General features: G+C 63.9%; 15 protein-coding genes and 1 pseudogene. 10 read left to right on the top strand and 6 right to left on the bottom strand.

Translation table 11 applies throughout. From position 1 onward, the window contains the following. The first annotated feature begins 28 nt into the window (after positions 1–28). Positions 29–925: a bile acid:sodium symporter family protein gene (locus G6N66_RS18335; protein ID WP_085233088.1), complete on the top strand. Its 897-nt coding sequence runs from the start codon at positions 29–31 to the stop codon at positions 923–925. On the opposite strand, the gene G6N66_RS18330 is transcribed toward G6N66_RS18335, so the two are convergent. After that, entirely contained in the window at positions 922–1692 is a 771-nt protein-coding gene (locus G6N66_RS18330) for an enoyl-CoA hydratase (RefSeq protein ID WP_085233087.1), read from the bottom strand. The genes G6N66_RS18335 and G6N66_RS18330 overlap by 4 nt on opposite strands. A gap of 139 nt (positions 1693–1831) precedes the next feature. Between G6N66_RS18330 and G6N66_RS18325 the strand changes: the two genes are divergently transcribed. Continuing rightward, positions 1832–2122, top strand: a complete 291-nt coding sequence (locus G6N66_RS18325; protein ID WP_085233086.1) for a hypothetical protein — start codon at positions 1832–1834, stop codon at positions 2120–2122. 30 nt (positions 2123–2152) lie between these two features. Here the strand turns inward: G6N66_RS18325 and G6N66_RS18320 are convergent, their stop codons facing one another. After that, complete coding sequence (locus G6N66_RS18320; RefSeq protein WP_085233327.1) at positions 2153–2527, bottom strand: nitroreductase family deazaflavin-dependent oxidoreductase; 375 nt, start codon at positions 2525–2527, stop codon at positions 2153–2155. 132 nt (positions 2528–2659) lie between these two features. Here G6N66_RS18320 and G6N66_RS18315 point away from each other — a divergent pair, with 132 nt between their 5' ends. Continuing rightward, positions 2660–3217, top strand: a complete 558-nt coding sequence (locus G6N66_RS18315) for a TetR/AcrR family transcriptional regulator (RefSeq protein ID WP_085233085.1) — start codon at positions 2660–2662, stop codon at positions 3215–3217. 4 nt (positions 3218–3221) lie between these two features. Here the strand turns inward: G6N66_RS18315 and G6N66_RS18310 are convergent, their stop codons facing one another. Both G6N66_RS18310 and G6N66_RS18305 read right to left on the bottom strand, forming a co-directional pair. After that, positions 3222–4679 (bottom strand): FAD-dependent oxidoreductase, encoded by a 1458-nt coding sequence (locus G6N66_RS18310; RefSeq protein WP_085233084.1) that lies wholly within the window; start codon positions 4677–4679, stop codon positions 3222–3224. Positions 4680–5091: 412 nt separating this feature from the next. Next, positions 5092–6171 carry a GGDEF domain-containing protein gene (locus G6N66_RS18305; RefSeq protein WP_085233083.1) on the bottom strand — a complete coding sequence of 360 codons (1080 nt, stop codon included), beginning with the start codon at positions 6169–6171 and terminating at the stop codon, positions 5092–5094. Positions 6172–6670: 499 nt separating this feature from the next. On the opposite strand from G6N66_RS18305, the gene G6N66_RS18300 reads away from it, so the two are divergent. Then, positions 6671–7816, top strand: a complete 1146-nt coding sequence (locus G6N66_RS18300) for a Fic family protein (protein ID WP_139825230.1) — start codon at positions 6671–6673, stop codon at positions 7814–7816. A gap of 14 nt (positions 7817–7830) precedes the next feature. Here G6N66_RS18300 and G6N66_RS29665 read toward each other — a convergent pair. Continuing rightward, positions 7831–7983: pseudogene (locus G6N66_RS29665) on the bottom strand (hypothetical protein); the annotation flags it as partial. An 88-nt stretch (positions 7984–8071) separates the two neighbouring features. On the opposite strand from G6N66_RS29665, the gene G6N66_RS18290 reads away from it, so the two are divergent. The 4 genes from G6N66_RS18290 (at position 8072) to mobF (ending at position 14550) form a co-directional block, all read left to right on the top strand. Further along, positions 8072–9367 carry a cytochrome P450 gene (locus tag G6N66_RS18290; protein WP_085233081.1) on the top strand — a complete coding sequence of 432 codons (1296 nt, stop codon included), beginning with the start codon at positions 8072–8074 and terminating at the stop codon, positions 9365–9367. 679 nt (positions 9368–10046) lie between these two features. After that, positions 10047–10700, top strand: a complete 654-nt coding sequence (locus G6N66_RS18285) for a type IV toxin-antitoxin system AbiEi family antitoxin domain-containing protein (RefSeq protein ID WP_085233325.1) — start codon at positions 10047–10049, stop codon at positions 10698–10700. Further along, positions 10690–11439, top strand: coding sequence for a nucleotidyl transferase AbiEii/AbiGii toxin family protein (locus G6N66_RS18280; RefSeq protein WP_085233080.1), 750 nt, complete (start codon positions 10690–10692; stop codon positions 11437–11439). The genes G6N66_RS18285 and G6N66_RS18280 overlap by 11 nt, the downstream gene beginning before the upstream one ends. 282 nt (positions 11440–11721) lie before the next feature. Further along, entirely contained in the window at positions 11722–14550 is a 2829-nt protein-coding gene (mobF, locus tag G6N66_RS18275; protein WP_085233079.1) for a MobF family relaxase, read from the top strand. Between the two features lie 183 nt (positions 14551–14733). Here the strand turns inward: mobF and G6N66_RS18270 are convergent, their stop codons facing one another. Next, positions 14734–14991: a hypothetical protein gene (locus G6N66_RS18270; protein WP_139825229.1), complete on the bottom strand. Its 258-nt coding sequence runs from the start codon at positions 14989–14991 to the stop codon at positions 14734–14736. Positions 14992–15135: 144 nt separating this feature from the next. On the opposite strand from G6N66_RS18270, the gene G6N66_RS18265 reads away from it, so the two are divergent. Further along, positions 15136–15630 carry a hypothetical protein gene (locus tag G6N66_RS18265; RefSeq protein ID WP_085233077.1) on the top strand — a complete coding sequence of 165 codons (495 nt, stop codon included), beginning with the start codon at positions 15136–15138 and terminating at the stop codon, positions 15628–15630. A gap of 550 nt (positions 15631–16180) precedes the next feature. Beyond that, on the top strand, positions 16181–17392 hold the full coding sequence (locus G6N66_RS18260; protein ID WP_163645872.1) for a hypothetical protein: 1212 nt from the start codon (positions 16181–16183) through the stop codon (positions 17390–17392). Positions 17393–17759 lie beyond the last annotated feature (367 nt).

Here is a 17759-nt window from a genome sequence, read left to right as displayed (position 1 = left end):
GCCGCAGAGTAAGGCAAGCTAACTAATCATGGACAACCGCTACTTTCCGCTGGTCGTCGTCGTGGTCATGCTCGCCCTGGGGCTGACGCTGACCGTCGCCGACTTCCAACGGGCGGCCACGCTGCGGCGGCCGCTTCTGGTCGCACTGATTTGTCAGTCCTTGGTGCTGCCCACCCTGTGCCTGCTGATCGCCGAGGCTTTCCACCTGCAACCCACTCTGGCGGTGGGACTGATGCTGATGTCCGCCACTCCCGGCGGGACGATGTCAAACATCCTCAGTCATCTGTTCAACGGGGACCTGGCGCTCAATCTGACGTTGACCGCGATCAACGCGGTGCTGTCGATCTTCGCCCTGCCGGCCATATTGGCGGTCGCGATGGGTTGGTTCATGGGGGACGGACGGTTCATTCCCCTGCAGGTGGACAAGTTCCTCGGGCTGTTCGCACTGGTGCTCATACCGACCGCGGTCGGGATCGCGATACGCCACCGGTTCCCCGAGTTCGCCAGGCGACTGCAAAAGGGGGTCCGAATTGCCGCGGCGGTGCTGCTGGTCGTCGTGGTCGTCGCGTCGATCGCCAAAGGGCAGGCGACGCTCTGGGCCAACTTCGGCGTGCTGAGCGGCGCCGTCGTGTCGTTTTGCGCGGTCAGCCTGAGTGTCGGCTATCTGGTGCCGCGCCGCATGCACCTCGGGCCGCGGCAGGCCATCGCCGTGAGCCTGGAGGTCGGAATGCACAACGCCGTGGTGGCGATGGGTGTAGCCCTGAGCCCGCAACTGCTGAACAATGTCGAAATGGCCACGCCCGCAGCGGTTTATGGCGCGATCGCACCCTTGATGGCCCTGACGTTCGTGTTCGCCGCCCGTCGCCTGGACCCTGCGTTTCGCATGGGCGTGAACACCCCCATCACCGAATCACCCGCAAGTTAACGGCGTTGTGCGGCGGCCAGGCGGGCCGCGAACTCGGGCGACTGGATCGAGGTGGCCTGGGGCCCGAGCTCCGTGCGCATGGCGAGTTCGTGTTGTTCGGTGTCCACCGACCCCAGGCTGGCCGTGGCGCGCATGGTGGCCTTGGTCGCGATCACCACGTCGCGGGGAGCCGCTGCCGGTCCCGCAGCCAGCTCGAGGGCCGCGGCGACGGGGTCGTCGGCGACGCTGAGTGCCAGCCCGTGGCGCACCGCGGCTTCCGCGTCGAAGCGCATCCCGAACAACAACGCCGCCCGGGCGACCTGCGGGCCCACGGCTCGCTGCAGCATCCAGGTCGCACCCCCGCCCGGGTGCAGTCCGAGCTTTTGGAACCGGGAATCGAAGACCGCGCCCGGCCCGACGATGCGGACATCGGCCGCCATCGCCAGATTGAGGCCGGCGCCCACCGCCGCGCCATTGACCGCGGCGATCGTGGGCAGCTTGCACTCGCCAACGGCCATGAAGCCGTCGTAGAGCTCTTTTAGTCCCGACTCCGTCGCTTCGCCGCCCGCGGCGCCCAGTGCGCTGAGGTCGGCGCCCGCGCAGAACGCCTTGCCGGCCCCGGTGATCACCACGGCGTGCGCCCCAGGATCGGCCTCGGCCTGCTCGACGGCGGCACGCAACAACGCCGACATCTCGCCGGTCACCGCATTGCGCCGGTCGGGGTCGTTGACGGTGATCAGCGCGACGTGGTTGTCGACACTGGACAACACCAAGCCGGACTGGGTCATTGCGCACACCTCCGCGTTAGATTCACTCGCGCCGCTATCTTTGCAGGCTCCAGTGCGGGCCAACCGGCGGAGGGCGCGCACGCAAAGTTCACAGAAATTTTTCTCTTCGCCGCTCCCGGCGGTTGTAGGGTGCCGGGACATGACGACTACTTCGCCCGGGCCAGGTTGGTGGCTGGCGTCAGACGACAAGTGGTACCCGCAACGATGGGAAAACACCTTCATCTATCACACGAATGAGTCGCTGAAGGACCTGATCGAAGAGGTGACCGCGCTGGCGAAGTCCTACGGAGAACAAGGGTGGGAGATCGTCAGCTCCTCGGTGCAACGCACCCAGGTGTCCCACCACTTCAAGGGTTACGACAAAGACGGGGAACTGTATTTCGAGTGGAGCATCGTCTGCAGCCTGAAACGGCCGCTGCGACCCGCCTAGTGCCGCAACCGAACTCGTGGTCGTAGATCCCTAGTCGGTGAAGTCGATCCGCACCGACACCGGAGCGGTCTCCAGCGATTTCACCACCTTGGCTGCGATTCGCCCGAACTTGCGGCCCCGCGCCACCAGGTCGTCATCGGGCCTGAACTCTGCGACGCCGCTGCGCCACCGATTTCCCTGTCGGATACGGACATTCGGATTGGCGGCGATGTTTCGGCCCCAGCCCGAACGCGTGCCGTGCTGGCAGATAACCCACGCGCCTCGGTCATCGAATTGCGCCGCCACGGGAACGCGGCGCGGCTGCCCGCTCTTGCGCCCAATGGTCTCGAGTTCCGCGGCCAGGGCCGTCCGCAATCCCAGCCTGCCCAAGGCCTTCACCGCCGGGTTGAGCAGATACCGCCCCATCGCGCGTTCCCGCTGGAACTTCCGCAGCGTCTTTTCGTCGTGCGTGTTGGTCACGCCTGACCTCCCAAATTCGAAACATGTTCGGCCCGTTCAGGTGAAGACGCTAGTAGACCGATTGGTATAGTGCAAGTCATGTCCGCACGGGATGCCCTTATTGCCAGCGTCACGGGTCTGGTTCGGCGGCGCGGTGTCGCGGGAACCGGGATCAACGCGCTGTTGGAGGACAGCGGGTTGGCGCGTAGAACCGTCTATCTGAATTTCCCCGGCGGCAAAGCCGAACTCGTTGCCGAGGCCACCCGCATCGCCGGTCAGGGTCTGACCGCGGTGCTCCGGGCGGTCGACGACGGGGGAGATCCGGCACGCGCGGTCCAAACATTCATCGATGAATGGAAAACCCAACTGTGCGCCACCGAGATGGAGGCGGGTTGCCCGATTGTGGCGGCGATTCTCGGTCGCGCCGAAGTACCGGAGGCCGCGCAGGCGGCGGCCGCGGCGATCACCGAATGGCGGACAATTCTCGCCGATCGGCTCGTCAGGTCCGGCGTCGATCCGGACAACGCGCGCTCACTGGCCACCCTGACGATCGCGGCTATCGAGGGCGCGGTGATCATCGCGCTGGCCACGCAGTCGACCGACGCGCTCGATGACGTCGGACGTCACCTGTCCGAAGTTATCGATTTGCATCTCTGAACGGTTAAAAGTTCAAGCTGGAGAACATGATTCGGCCCGGATCGTATTTCTGTCGTACGGCGCTGAGCCGGGACAGGTTTGGGCCGTAATACCGCGACGCGGCTTGGTTGGCTTCGAGATAGTTCACATAGCCGCCGACCGAATACGGTTGCACCGCTTGATGTGCCGTGTTGAGCCAGCCGAGGGCTGCCGACGGGTCACCGGATGTTTCGACATACCACTGCACCAGCGACGACTGCCGACGCCAGGGAAAGGCCGTGGCTTCTGGTGCAACAGTCGCCAGGGCGCCATCGAGGGCGTGCATGATCGCCAGCATGCGGCCGGCGCCGCGGGGAAAAGCGTTGACAGCCGCGGCGATCCCCTGGGCGGCCGCCGGGGTGATCGTCGTGAACACATCCGAACCGCCGACGTATCCGAGCGGTGACGGATTGAGGTTGCCGACGGCCAGGTAATTCACCAGGTCCAAATAGTTGAACGTGTGGTTGTCGGTTCCGGTCGGTTGTGCTCCGACCGCTGCGGTGATGGCGCTCGCCACACTGTTCCCCGACCCGGCCGGGCAGGTCGCCATGATGCGACAGTGCGTCCCCATCGCGTCGGTGGTGCTGTCCGCCAACGCCCAGCTGTTGCGGTCGGCGGTGCGCAGCCAGTTCTGCCAACCGACGAGGACCTGCGCGAACGCCTGCGGCGGGTAGTTGAGGTTGACGACGTCATAGGTCGCGGTGGGGAAGGTGGCGAAGGTCAGCGAGGTGGTCACCCCGAAGTTGCCACCGCCGCCGCCGCGCAACGCCCACAACAGGTCGGGGTTGCTGCTGGCAGAGGCGGTGACCGCCTGGCCGCTGGGCAACACCACCGACGCGGACGTCAACTGGTCACACAGCAGTCCCGCGTGTCGGGAATGGGCGCCCAGCCCGCCGCCCAGCGCGTGCCCGGCGACACCGACCGATGGGCAGGTCCCTGTCGGGATGCCGCGACCGGCCGCGGCGAGCGCCTGGTGGATCGCATACAGAGTTGTGGCGGGCGTGACGGTGACCTGCCCGCTGGCCGCGTCGTAATGGATGTCGCCGGGCAATTGGCGCAGGTCGAGCACCAGGGCGCCGTTGGCGGTGGACGCCCCGACGTAGGAGTGCCCACCACTGCGCGGAGCGACTTTGAGGTTGTGCGCAGCGGCGAATGCCATCGCCTTCTGCACGTCCGCCGGCGACGTCACGGTGACCACCGCCGCCGGTGTGAAGTTGTTGTAGTTGGTGTTGAAAACCTGTTTGGCGCTGCCGAATTGGGCGCCGTTGTCCGGCAGGATCACCTGTCCTTTGATGGCGGTGGAAAGGCCTTGCCAGCCGGACATATTCGGGTCGGCGGCCGCGCGCCCCGGCCCGAAAACCGTTCCTGCGGCCAACGCTCCGGCCGTCGCCCGCAAAAATGTCTGCCGCGAGATCTCACGCGCCGGCCCCCGCGGAACTGTCATGTCCGCATTCTCGACGAGCCGTCGTCGAAAACCGTCTCGGCGCGTGACGTGTCGCATAACGATTGGGCTCCGACCACGGCCCGGGCCAGGTGGGGCCCGTGCGTCGCGGCAATCAACGCCTTGAATCGATGCCATCAAGCCGGAGCTTTACCTGCTAGCTGCCGGTTGGTTAACCAACTCCCCAGAACGGGTAGCCTCGTGCACAGGCCGGGCCGCTTCGCGGCTCCAACGCCGTGACAAGCAGGGCGATCCTTCGAGACAGGCAATCATCAAAGGCACCAAGCGAGCGGCCCGGCCCCCTCGACATTTTCAGTCATTGCTTCGTTTGGCGTGGGGGAACCACGGAACATCGTCGGGACTTTCGTTCGCCTTATCTGGAAACGATGGTCCGGCTCGTACCGAGCGGCACTGACTAACCCGCTGGGCGCCGGATCAACCCCGGAGAGTGACAGACCTGGTTACCGCCGGCGCGTTTGGCCTCATACATAGCGGCGTCGGAGGTGCTGATCAGATCATCGACGAGTTGCATGTCGGCGATCGGCGGGAGTTTGTCGAGTTCGACAGCTGACGTCCCAATGCTCGCCGTGACCCCGAATGAGATCTCGGCGATCGCCTGGCGGAGTCGTTCGCTCAGCTTTTCCGGGGTGGGTGTGGTGTCGGTGTCGACAACCACGAATTCCTCCCCGCCCATGCGGGCGGTCACCGCTGTGGAGCGGCAATTGTCCCGGAGGGCCTGGCCAACGGCGACCAGCGCCCGGTCGCCCGCGGCATGGCCCTCGGTGTCGTTGAGCTGCTTGAAGTTGTCCAAGTCGATCACCACGGTCACCAGGTACGTGCCTCCGGCGCGGCGGTGGAGCGTCATCAACTCCTGGACCGCGGCGTAAAACGATCGTCGATTGTGCAGGCCCGTGAGTGAGTCGCGGTCAGAACTGCGCAGGTCGTTGCGCAGGCTATGCATCAGAGACAGGATCCCGAACGGCATGCCGATATTGAGCGCGCCGACCGTGATCAGGCCGGCACTGATCAGCGCGACGTCGCCGGTGGCGACGATGAACCGGTGGGCCAGGATCGCCGCGCAGACTGTGGCCACGGCGAAGTTAACGAGCACGAGACGAAGCGTGTGGAAATAGGCGATGAAGCCACCGAGCATGGCGAAGGTGGTGCAGCCCATGAGTCCGGTATAGGGGTTGGACAACCACAGGCAGCAGATGCTGATCACGGCCATCGCCGCGATCGCGAAGAGAATTGACTCCCGACGTGTTGGCCAGCGCACCAGCCAAACCGTTGCTCCGGCAAAACCTACTGCCGAGATCGCGACCGATGCGGCTCTGGTTGCCGCGTGGGTGGGTCCGGACGGACTCCACAGCATCAGCAGCGGCAGGGCCGCCTGCGAAGCGGTGAACGCAAAACTCGATCTCTGCCAGACGGTTTGGAGACCCCGGCTTTTGAGGTAGGCGCTGAGCCGGTCGTAGTGATGGGATTGGTTCACCATCTACGCTCCTATCCGGTCACCGCTCGGGGGGCCATATGACCGTATTATTGGGTCTCTGCCTGCCGCAAAAGCTGGCCGGTTCGGGCCCGGAGCTCGATGTCTTCCCTCGATGGCCGAAGTTGCCATAATTCGCACTGTCCAACGCTTGGTAGTCACCAGTGCCCGGCACGCGACCTAGGGATTTGGAATCGGGCGCTCCGGTGGGTTCCGGATATGCGCCTGTTTGCCCTGGTAATAGCGGTTTTACTGCTGGCTGATTCGGCCCCGGGCCGCCCAAATCCGATCGATTCTTGGTCATAAGCGCCGAATAAGCGGCAACGCGAACGTGCTACGTATGAACCATGGCTGCACCAATACGCTGCGGGCCGATATGAGGGTCGCGCGAAATGATAACAAAGCTCTTCTTATTATCAGTTATGTATCTAAGTGATGATACTCTAATCGGGTGTCATCACATGGCGCTACAACCGCCGTCCAGTACGAGACCTTGAGATGGGGTATGCCGGCCGAGGCTGGGTACGGGCGTCAGGATGTGCGGGCAGCGCTGCGACAGTCCGGTGACTACCAAGCCGCAATCCCTGCAGAGGTCGCAAATCTTGAGGTTTCCCTTCCCTCCCGTACCCTTGCCGATGCAGAGGAGGCCAGCCAGGAGATAGCCCGCTTCGACGCGGAACTTGGTGTCGAGATTGCCCCCTTCGCTTCCGTGCTGCTCCGGTCAGAGTCGGCGGCCAGCTCCAAGATCGAGAACCTCACCGCCTCAGCGCGCGCCATCGCCGAAGCCGAGAGTCTCGGACAATCGAGTCGACGCAATGCCTCTGAGATCGTCGCCAACACCGAGGCCATGCAAGCCGCCGTCGCACTAGCCGACCGCATCGACGGTACCGCCATCCTTGCGATGCATGCTGCACTAATGAACGACAGCAATCCGCACATCGCCGGCAAGTGGCGAACCGAGCAGGTGTGGATTGGTGGCGGCGACTTCGGTCCCCGCGGCGCAGACTTCATTGCACCGCAGCACAGTCGGGTCCCCGGCGCCATCGACGACCTGATCCGGTTCGTCGGGCGCGACGACATACCCGTTCTTCCCCAGATCGCTATCGCACACGCGCAGTTCGAGACTATTCACCCGTTTCCGGATGGAAATGGCCGCACCGGCAGAGCGCTCATCCAGGCGATGTTGCGCAACAAGCGGCTGACTCGTCAGGTCACGGTCCCAGTCTCGGCGGGCCTGCTTACCGACACCGATTCATATTTCCAAGCGCTGACCGCATACCGTGAGGGTGACGCTGCCCCGATCGTCGAAAAGCTCTCTGCCGCATCGATCCTCGCAATCGACAACGGCCGCCGCCTCGTGAGCGACTTACGAGCCACCAGGGAATCCTGGGCATCGAAGATCACTGCTCGCCGGGATTCCGCCGTACACCGCATTGCCGACCTGCTCATTAGACGTCCTGTCGTCAACGCAAAACTATTGACCCGTGAACTGAACATCCCGATGAGCAACGTCTACCGCTATCTGGACCCATTGATCAAGGCAGGGGTCATCGTCGAATTCACAGACCAGTCACGAAATCGCGCGTGGCGCGCACCTGAAGTGCTTGCTGTGCTTGATGCTTTCGCCGAACGCGCGGGGCGGCGAAACTGAGCTCAGCTTGCCCGCTATCGTCGGACGGGAGTCCACCGGCTCATCCCGGCAACTGCAGACTGGACGTGGGCGGTTGTCAACGCCGCTTCTCCTGTCGCCGCAAAGACGACACGACGGCCGATCTCGACAGCGTGGTCTGCGAAGCGTCGGTAAAACCGACCTAGGAGGATGACACCGGGGTCCAGCGATTCGCAAGCCCATCACATAGGGTGCGCGAAGCGAACACATCCTGCGGTGTCGCGACGGGAGCAATGGATGGTTACCGACACGCTGCCGCCGGGTCCGCGGCTACCAATGACATTGCAAACCGCTGCGTGGATCGCTCGACCGTGGGACTTCATGACGCGTTGCGCTGCCCAATACGGCGACATGTTCACTATGAAGCTCGCGGGCTTGGGAGCCATCGTGATGGTTTCTCATCCCGAGGTGGTCAGGGAGGTATTCACCGCATCTCCCGAACTGTTGCACGCGGGTGAAGCCAACCGCGTGCTGTTGCCGGTGGTGGGGGCGAACTCGGTAATGCTGCTCGATGGTGACGCCCACAGGGAGCAGCGCCGACTGCTCGTGCCGTCGTTTCGCGGCAGCCACTTGCAGAGCTACATGAACACAATCAGAGACATTGCCGAGGCGGAGATCGCTCGGTGGCCGCGTGGTGAACCCGTGAGGCTGCTCCCGCAGATGCAGACGTTGACACTGGAAGTCATCCTGCGCGTCGTTTTTGGACTCGAGCACGGGGAACGCTTAGATCGGCTGCGGGCCGCGCTGCTACGCATGCTTGCCCTCACCATGAACGCCTTCGGTCAAATGATGATGTTGGTGGTCGGCCCTGAACGGATGAGGACCGCGCTCACCCACAGAGTTCTCAGAGAAGTAGATCGACTTCTCTATGAAGAGATCGCCGCGCGGCGGCAGGCAGACGACCTGGATGAGCGCCGCGACGTGCTCTCGATGCTGCTACGGGCGAAGCACGCCGATGGTCAGCCGATGAGTGATGGCGAAATCCGCGATGAACTCATCACGCTGCTGTTGGCCGGTCACGAAACGACGGCATCGGGGCTGGCCTGGGCGGTCGAGCGGATCATCCGACACCCTGACATCCATTCGCGACTTGTCGAGGCAGCACGCGCCGATGCCCATGAGTACATTGACGCCGTTGTGAAGGAGTCACTTCGACTGCGGCCAGTGGTCTCGCTGGTAGGCAGACGGCTGAAAGAGCCTGCGGTGATCGGCGGGGTGCCGTTGCCGGCCGGGGCGGCCGTCGTCCCGTCGATCTACCTCATGCATCGGCGGCCTGAAATCTACCCCGACCCTGAACAATTTCGTCCTGAGCGATTCCTCGGCGATCGTGCGGGCACCTATACGTGGATTCCGTTCGGCGGAGGTGTGCGCCGCTGCCTCGGGGCGACCTTCGCGGAGTTTGAGATGCGGATCGTGCTGGCTGCATTGTTCGCAAGTAACCAGTTACGGCCCGACCGGCCCGAGCCCGAGCCGGTACATCGCCGTTCGATCACGCATGTACCAGGTCGGGGTACAACCGCAATATTGCGATGAACTACCTAGCACTGCAACGAAGTTAAGTCAGTCCTCGCCACGATCCCTGCCCACCGATCATGCGGACGGCGGCAAGCGAGTGCAAGCGGGGAAAATGTTGGGGTCGTGCTCATGACTCAGACATTTAGCAGCTCGGATCGCGCTATGCGTGGGACAGCAAGAGACGATCTTTGCATCCAGCAGCGGAACACCTCGTGACACCGTCGCTGATCACCGCTAACACGGCCTGATACCGCTGCTCGGCCACGCTCAACTCCTTCATCTGAAGAAGTGTCAAGGATCAACCGAAGTAGATGTAAAGCATCAGCCGAAACACTGTTCGCCCATCACCCGACATAGATATGTCAAGCATCAGCCGACGTCATACACGAAACCAGTGCCCCCGGCACGACTCGAACGTGCGACCTAGGGATTAAGATTTGAGGGCTCTCGCCGTTGCTCGATTCTGCCTGTGTTTGCTTGCGCTGCAACGTATTTGGACGATGACCGGCATCGCTGAGAACCCGCCAATTACCGTCGAATCGTGGTCATTGGCGATGAATAAACGATGACTCGATGTCCCGCTGCTTGGGGGGTCGCGGAACGTGATCGCCCATCAAACCACCAGTGCGGTCGTTGCCTTATCAGTGTGCATTGTTTAGGCTTATGGCCTAATTCCTGCATAGTCAAGTGAATGAGGATGGTGAACCGCAGAAACACGTCGCTCCCGGCGCTCCTTGCGAGCGCACCGTTGCGAACCCTACGCGCCGAGGACGCTGGCGTCGCCTACGCCTTTCCGGGCCCCGAGCTGGCACGCCTGGCGGACAGGGGGCTTTTGCAGCGCGTGGCCCATGGCTATTACGTCGTCGTCCCGCAGGACATGGTTGGCCGCGAATGGATGCCGAGCCTTGAGGCCACGGCCGCGGGGATCGCCTCGGCCATCTACGGGCCGAACCACGCGGTCCTGATGGGTATCAGCGCCGCCCGCATGCTGGGCGCCATCCCGCGAGCCCTGGCAACGGCCGTTGTCGCCGTGCCTGGCCAACACCGACCGATTCGGCTCAAGGACCGTCCATCGATCGTGCGCTTCGTCAAGCGCGACACCGACAGGTTGGATGCCGAACGTGTCGAGACGCCCCTGGGGCCGGCCGTCGTCACCACGCCAGAGCAGACTCTCCTGGACCTCGCGCATCGTCCTCACCTCGGAGACGCCGCCGACGAGGTGCCCGCGGCGATCCGCATGTTGTATCAGCGCAGCGATCACCAGCGCCTAGAGGCTCTGGCCGCCGAGCAACGCCGCACTGCATCGCTGCGCCGCGCGCAATCGTGGGTCGCCACAGAACATGAACGCTGACGAGCGCGCCAAAGTCGCACAGCAGTTTGGCGTCGCACCCGAACAAGTCGAACGCGACCACCTCATCTCTCATCTGCTGGCATATCTCAGTTGCAACTTCAGCGACCGAATCCAATTCATTGGGGGCACCGCACTAGCGCGTACACATCTCCCCGACGGACGGCTCAGTGAGGACATCGACCTGATCGCCATCGACGATCGGAAGTCCGTGGCGGCCGATCTGGACGCGGCACTGCCGCGAGCGCTGGCCCGCACGCACGGCAGGCTCACCCTGGAACCGCCCTTCAGCGGTGGGGCCGATACCGCCGCGGCGATACTGCGATCCGCCGCCGGCATGGTTGTGAGGATCCAATTGCTCTCGGCCCGCGGCAGGGTGCTATGGCCCACGGAGCGCCGCCTCCTGGAGCAGCGCTATCGCGACGCGCCGGCAGCCGAACTTGTCGTTCCCACTTTGCCGGCGTTCGCCGCGTCCAAGACGGCGACGTGGGCGGACCGGCGAGCACCGCGAGATCTCTGGGACCTGTGGGCGCTCAGCAGAATCGGGGCCATCGACGCCCCCGCTCTAGAGCTGTACCGGCGATTGGGTCCGACGAATCAGCCGCCTGGTTCCTACGTGTTCGACACGCCTCCGTCCGACGCCGAATGGCAATCGCAGCTCGCCGGCCAGACGCGGCTCACCGTCGACGCCGCCGACGCGCTGGCCGCCGTTCGCGACGCCTGGGCCCGCGTAATTGCCTAGCGCGGCGGATGGACTGCGCCCACCATCCCATCAAATGCTTTATCTACCAATTCTTCTCAAAGAACCCTAACTTCTCCCGACGTCACCCTCTCGTCCCCTAATTCTCATGGTAACTTCCCAAAAGACCTACATTGCAACAACTTACATACAACACACCCCAAAAAATACGTCTGGCACATTGGCACAAGGGGTGCAATACTGATTTGGTGGCGCGTTGCACGCGTCACCAAATCCAAGCCGCTGCAGCTGGTTTCGCTCGTTGATGTTGTGAGGTGATCGCCTATGTTGACGATCTCTCGGTTGTCGCGGTGGAGCATCAACTATTACAACGACACCGCACGCCAGGCCGCGCAGTCCGGTCTGGATCGCCAGCGGGCTAACGGCGGGCTGGGGGAGTACTACTCCGAGGGCGATACCCGCACGCCGACGTGGTTGATCGCCGGCGACACCGCCCGCACCGTGGAACTGGTCGGGCTGGATGGGCGGGCGGTCGACGGAGGTTCAGCTGATCCTGAGGTGGTGCAGCGTTGGCTCGATGACGGTATCGCGCCCAACGGTGCTGCCGGACGCGCGTTTTCGAAGGGCAGCGTGCACGGGTTTGATTTGACGTTCGCCGCGCCTAAGAGTGTGTCGTTGCTGCGGGCGTTGACCGATGACCGGGCCGAGAAAGCGATGCAGGTCGCCCATCAGCGCGCCGTCAGCGCGGCCATGGATTATCTGCATCAGCACGCCGGATATACCCGAGTGCACAACCCGCTTACCGGGATGAAGGACTTGCAGCGGCTACCCGGCTTGGTGGCGATCGCCTACCAGCATGAAACCTCGCGCTGCGGTGACCCGCACCTGCACACCCATGTCATTGTTCCTAACCGCCAGGCCCGCGCCGACGGCGCGCTGGTGTCGCTGGATTCCAAGTCGCTGTTCCACGAAGCTAAAGCGGCCGGGGTCATCTATCAGGCGGTGCTGCGTCACGAACTGCACGCCGAGCTGATGCTGGAATGGGCTGCGGTGGACCCCTTCACGGGGATGGCCGAGATCGCCGCCGTCCCGAAACAGAGCATTAGGGCGTGGTCGCGGCGCTCGTCGCGGTTGCGCGAGTGGGCGCACCAGAATCTGGTGATTGTCGATGGCGCGCTGAGCGCGCAGCAGTTGGCGGCCGCGCAGAAGGCCACCCGGCCGGCTAAGCCGGAAGCCACCTCGTGGGCCGAGCTGAAGGCGGCCTGGCGCGCGGATGTGCGCGGTCTGGCGCTGGATCGCGCCGCGCATCTGGCGGCGCGCACCGCGCGGCGCGCCGCCGCGCGCGTGCGGCTGCGCGGACCGTTGGTGCGCGCCGTGGCACAGATTGACAAGGCCGCGTTCACCCGCGCGGACCTGGTCGAGCTGGTCGGCGCGCTGCTGCCGGTGGATGCACCGGGGGAGCCGCGCGATCTCATCGAGGGGCTCGTTGACATGTTCGGGGTGCGCATCAGCGCGGCGCGCGCCGCGCATCACCGGGAAGGACACGAGCTGTTCACTGTCGCGGCGGTCATCGCCGAAGAAGCGCGGATCTTCGAGCTGGTCGACGCGACCGATACCCGTTCGCGCCTCGATGTGCGCACCGCCGACCTCGAGGGCCTGTCGGTTGATCAGGCGCGCGCTATCGCGGCCATCGCGCACTCGCCGTATCTGGTGCAGCCGCTGCAAGCCCCGGCCGGCGCGGGCAAAACGCATTCGCTGCGTGCACTGCGCGCCGCCGCGGCGCGCACCGCCAAAGAGGTGTTGCTGTTCGCGCCCACCGGTAAAGCGGTGGACGAGGCGCTGCGCGAGGACGCCGGGGATCGCGGGTTCACCGTCGCCAAGGCGCTGCAGCTGCTCGACGACGGGCAACTGACCCTAGATCGGCGCACGGTCATCGTGGTCGATGAAGCCGCCATGGTCGGCACTCCTGAGCTACGACGATTGCTGGAGGCCGCTGCGGCGGCGGGCACCAAGCTGGTCCTGGTCGGCGACGGCTACCAGCTGGCCCCGGTCAAAGCCCGCGGCGGCATGTTCGAGCAGCTCTGCACTGACCTACCCTGGGCGCAGCGCCTCTCGGAGGTGTGGCGGATGCGCGACCCGGCCGAACGCGACGCCTCGCTAGCGCTGCGTTCGGGGCGCGGCAACCGGCTACGCAAAGCCGTCGGTTGGTATCGCAGCCACGACCGCCTGCGCACCGGCGACGCGGTCACCATGGCCGCTGATGCCACCACCGCCTACATCACCGCCCGCGCCGAAGGGAAAGACGCGGCGATCCTGTGTGACACCTGGGACATCGCGGATGCCATTAACCAGCGCCTGCACGACCACTACACCAGGCCTGATGCACCGAGTGTGCAGGTGGCGCGCGATCAGCAGGCCCGTGCCGGCGATCTGATCCTTAGCCGCCACAACGACGCCACCGTGGCCGTCGAACCCGGCACCGAGCATCGCCGCGGGTCCCAGCAGATCGATCAGGTCCGCAACGGGAACCGCTGGCGCGTAGTGAAAGTCGATGCCCAACTAGGCCGCCTCGCCGCCGAGCGACTCACCGATAGCGCCCGAGTCATCTTCGACGCCGACTACCTACGCGAACACATCACGCTCGGCTACGCCAGCACGGTGCACTCCGCGCAAGGGTTGACCGTCGGCAACTCCACCACCTCTGGAGTCTGCTGGACGATCCTGTCCGATCGCGCCAGCCGCTGTATGGCTTATGTCGGCATGACCCGCGGCCGCGACGAAAACCACCTCGCTATCTACGCCGCTAATGAAGCTGACCACCAGGGCGCCAATATCGGTATACAACCGGCGCAGCGCGGGACTAAAACGGCTGCATCTCAACGATTCCGGATGATCCTGGCCAACGACGACCGCGCCCGCACCATGCATGCCGTTGCCGCACAGACCGACCGCAACCATTTGCCCGCCATCGTCGCCGACTCACTGGACCGTAACGGCCAACGCCTAACACAACGCGCACACGCCTGGCGCCAACACACCGTCCAAACCCAAGCCCGCGAAGCCGCATACCAACGACTCAGCGCCACATTGCACCAAGACGTTGCGCGGGAACGTAGCCGCGGGTGGGACCGCGACTACGGGCTCGAGCTATAGACAGGCTCAACGCCGTTCACATCAGCCGGCGTCTGGCGAGGCCACGATGTAGAAGCTCACTCGGCGATCCAAGTCCCAATTTTCTTTCCGTAGCCCAGACTTAGCATTGTGGCCTGACCAGGGAAAACCAGGTCGTTAAGAAGCTCTGTAGCGCGAAATATATCGGACACAGCAAACACGGCGCTACGCGTCTTCTGGGGCCTCGACGGTCTCACTGCGCGCCTGATAGGCGTCCTCGATCGCGGCCAGCCTCGCCGGCGACTGGTACACCTCGTCAAGAATCTCGCCCATTAGCGTGATGACCGGCGAGGATTTCCTCGACGGTGCGCTGTGGTAACTCGGCGAAACCCTGCACCGCGCCAAGCCGTCGCGGTGGTCGTTCAGCGCCAACGTGGCCAACATCGGCGGCAGTCCGCGTGCCGGGTTTGAAATCTTGGCCAATCTGCAGTACGACGCCTACGACATCGGCTACCCGATGGGGGTGTATCTGGTCCAGGAGCTCAACCTGGTCGTGCGGCCGAGGAGGATCACCGGCCCCGACCAACCTGAAACCAATCCCGGTCGGCTGAGCGACACTCTCGAAAGTTGGATCACCGCAACGATCCGCGAACGTATCTCGCAATCTCAGAAGCGCCGCGAACAGGCCAAGCGCCGCAGTGGCGGCAAAAGGTCCGACGAGAAACGCTGGCGCGCTGGCTCGACGCGCGCACCAAGGCATTCGCGGAGTGGCAGCACCAGTTCGGATCCGCGGCGGACTGGGACGTCAGCATCGACAGCCTCGACAAGCTCGAGGCGGTGATCCGGCAGGTTGCGGCGGGACCTGAAGAGTTGCTCGAAGACAAGGCTAACGCCGACTTCCTCGAAGGTGCCGCCTGGTATTTCGGGGAAGTGCTGCGCCGCAGGCACCCTGACCACGTCCGCTGGGGTTACGAGCGTCACTACCATCCCGAGCCGTGCCTGTTGGGGTGGTTCGAAACCATTCCCGCGGAACACCTGGCCACGGTGTACACCAAAGACGGCGGGGTTCTGCGCCAGCGATACGAAAGGATCCGCGCACACCAGGAAGCCCGCACCGGCTAGCACAGGAGGCCAACCCAGCGCCGACCAGGCCGTCTCGCTGGAGGAGGTGGTGGCGACCGCGATCCCGATCGCCGTCGCCGGACCCGCCCGACTAAGCAACTGGTTCGGCTGGCGATCCCATGTCAGCCGATTGGGTGAAATATTCTGCAGCACAAGTAGTTCCGGGTGGTCGTTGCTCACACAGCGTACGCCCGGCCCGGTCCCCTTGGCTGCGGGCCTGGCGTCACTTTCGTCGTGTCGATCAGCTGTGGGGCCCGCGCGCGTTTAGGCCATGACGTTCAAAACGAACCGGTGAGAGTCGGTGGCAGCTATTCTGCACTTTTGCCACGGGCGATCATAAACACTGGACGAGCAACTAGGAGCATAGGGTTGCACAATGCGTTTCAACGTCCCACCGAATTGGCCTCGTCCACCGAAGAATCGTTGGAAGCCGTGGAAGCGTTGGCGACCGCCGCCGGGCTGGCAGCCCGACCCTCGCTGGGGACCGCCGCCACAAGGCTGGGAATTGTGGGTTAAGCCATCTAAAGGCGAACGCATCACCCTAGCCGGGGTGGTTGTCGCGGCGATCGGGCTGATTACTCCGGCGATTGCCTATATCTGGCCACACACTGCGTCACCGTCGCGGGTAACCGAGGCCGGCACACCGGAGACGAAAGCGCTTGCGGTGTCGACCGTGTGGCCGACGTCGAATGGCTGCGCAAACCAACAGGTCGCTATGCCGGTTGGAACGGGAAGCATTAACGATTTCCACGCCGGTTCCGACACCGTCAAAGAGTTGATTGCCCACGGTGGTGGTGTCTGGATTTCCGGGATGCTGGCGATTGATCTATCCGCGGCACCTGGCAAATCTGTCGCGATTCAGCGGATCATTCCGCACATCGACCGCCGCGATCTTGCCGCACCGGCGTGGATCTACAGCCCCAATTTCGGCTGCGGTCCTAACTCGGCAGACCGCCACATCGTGTGGAAGCTAGATAGCGCCTTCGACGATTTCCGCGACGAAGGTGTCGCGGCCGGCGCCGCCGGCCCGAGCAACGGTACCGCGCCAACGGCGGCTTTTGGGCCGGATTTCGTATTGTCTGGGAAGGATCATGCGCGAATCCGGGTCGACACGTACGCGTGCCGAGGAAACTACCAGTGGCGCTTGGACGTCGAATACACCGAAACGGGCCGTTCGGGTGTCCAGAGCTTTCCGGTCGGTCCTTACTTGTCCTTCGGTCTGGCGAATAACACCACCGACTACCACGCCGGCTGGGATGCTAGCGGCCACGCGGCGATCAAGTCGCAGACAGTCCTCACTGGGGCAGCCGCAGAGATTGACAACCAAAACGATTGCACTCCTACGATTACTCCCTCGATAAGTAACGCACCCAAGACGAGTCAGCCGCCGACACCATCAGCGTCCGACCCCCTACTATCGCGGTGGGTCGGGCATGGTCGGTCGCTGCAACTCGCCCCGGGCGGCTCAGGCACACTGACGCTTGCTTCTGGGGCCTCTACCGACGAGGTATGGACGGTCACGTGGAACGCCCAGGGCGCCGGTCGGGTGCTGATCACTCTTGCCAACAGGACCTCGTCCCGCGGCGGTGGAGTGGGGCTGAATGAAGGGGAGCAATACATTGCGGCGCTCCAGACATCGCCTCTTGGGGAACAGCTCTTGCACTTCGTCAAGTCCACCGAATCAGTCGACGATCCGAGTCGGGGTTTTTTCTTCTGCACTCCCGCGCAGCAGGCGCGACCGCAATCTCCTTGTGGTGCCTGAGAACTCGAAATTGTTGCCGAAGAGCGGGCTAACCCGCGCGGCCACCGATGGATGGGCGCGCGATAGCGATGTGTCGAGCGTAGGTGTGTCCCCGGAGAAAGTCTCGATGGCCGCGAGAGCACCTTCGCCAGCGACAATGGCACGGCTTGGGGGGCCGGACGCGATATATCGGTAACCATGACGCCAATAACATTGTTGCCCAGCGCAATTAAATAGTGCAGCAACGTCTACTAGTACCAGCCGACAACGGAATTGCTGCGGCACACCTGGCTGAGCTCAATACCGGCATTAACCTCTCAGACGAGTTGCCTCGGCAGGAGTGGGAACGCGACCCAGGACAGCCAGGGCATGGCCAGCACGCTCCCAA

This window comes from Mycobacterium conspicuum, assembly GCF_010730195.1.
GTDB classification, from domain to species: Bacteria; Actinomycetota; Actinomycetes; order Mycobacteriales; family Mycobacteriaceae; genus Mycobacterium; species Mycobacterium conspicuum.
Note: the sequence above shows the minus strand (reverse complement) of the source record. Positions and strands in the feature narration are given on the sequence as shown.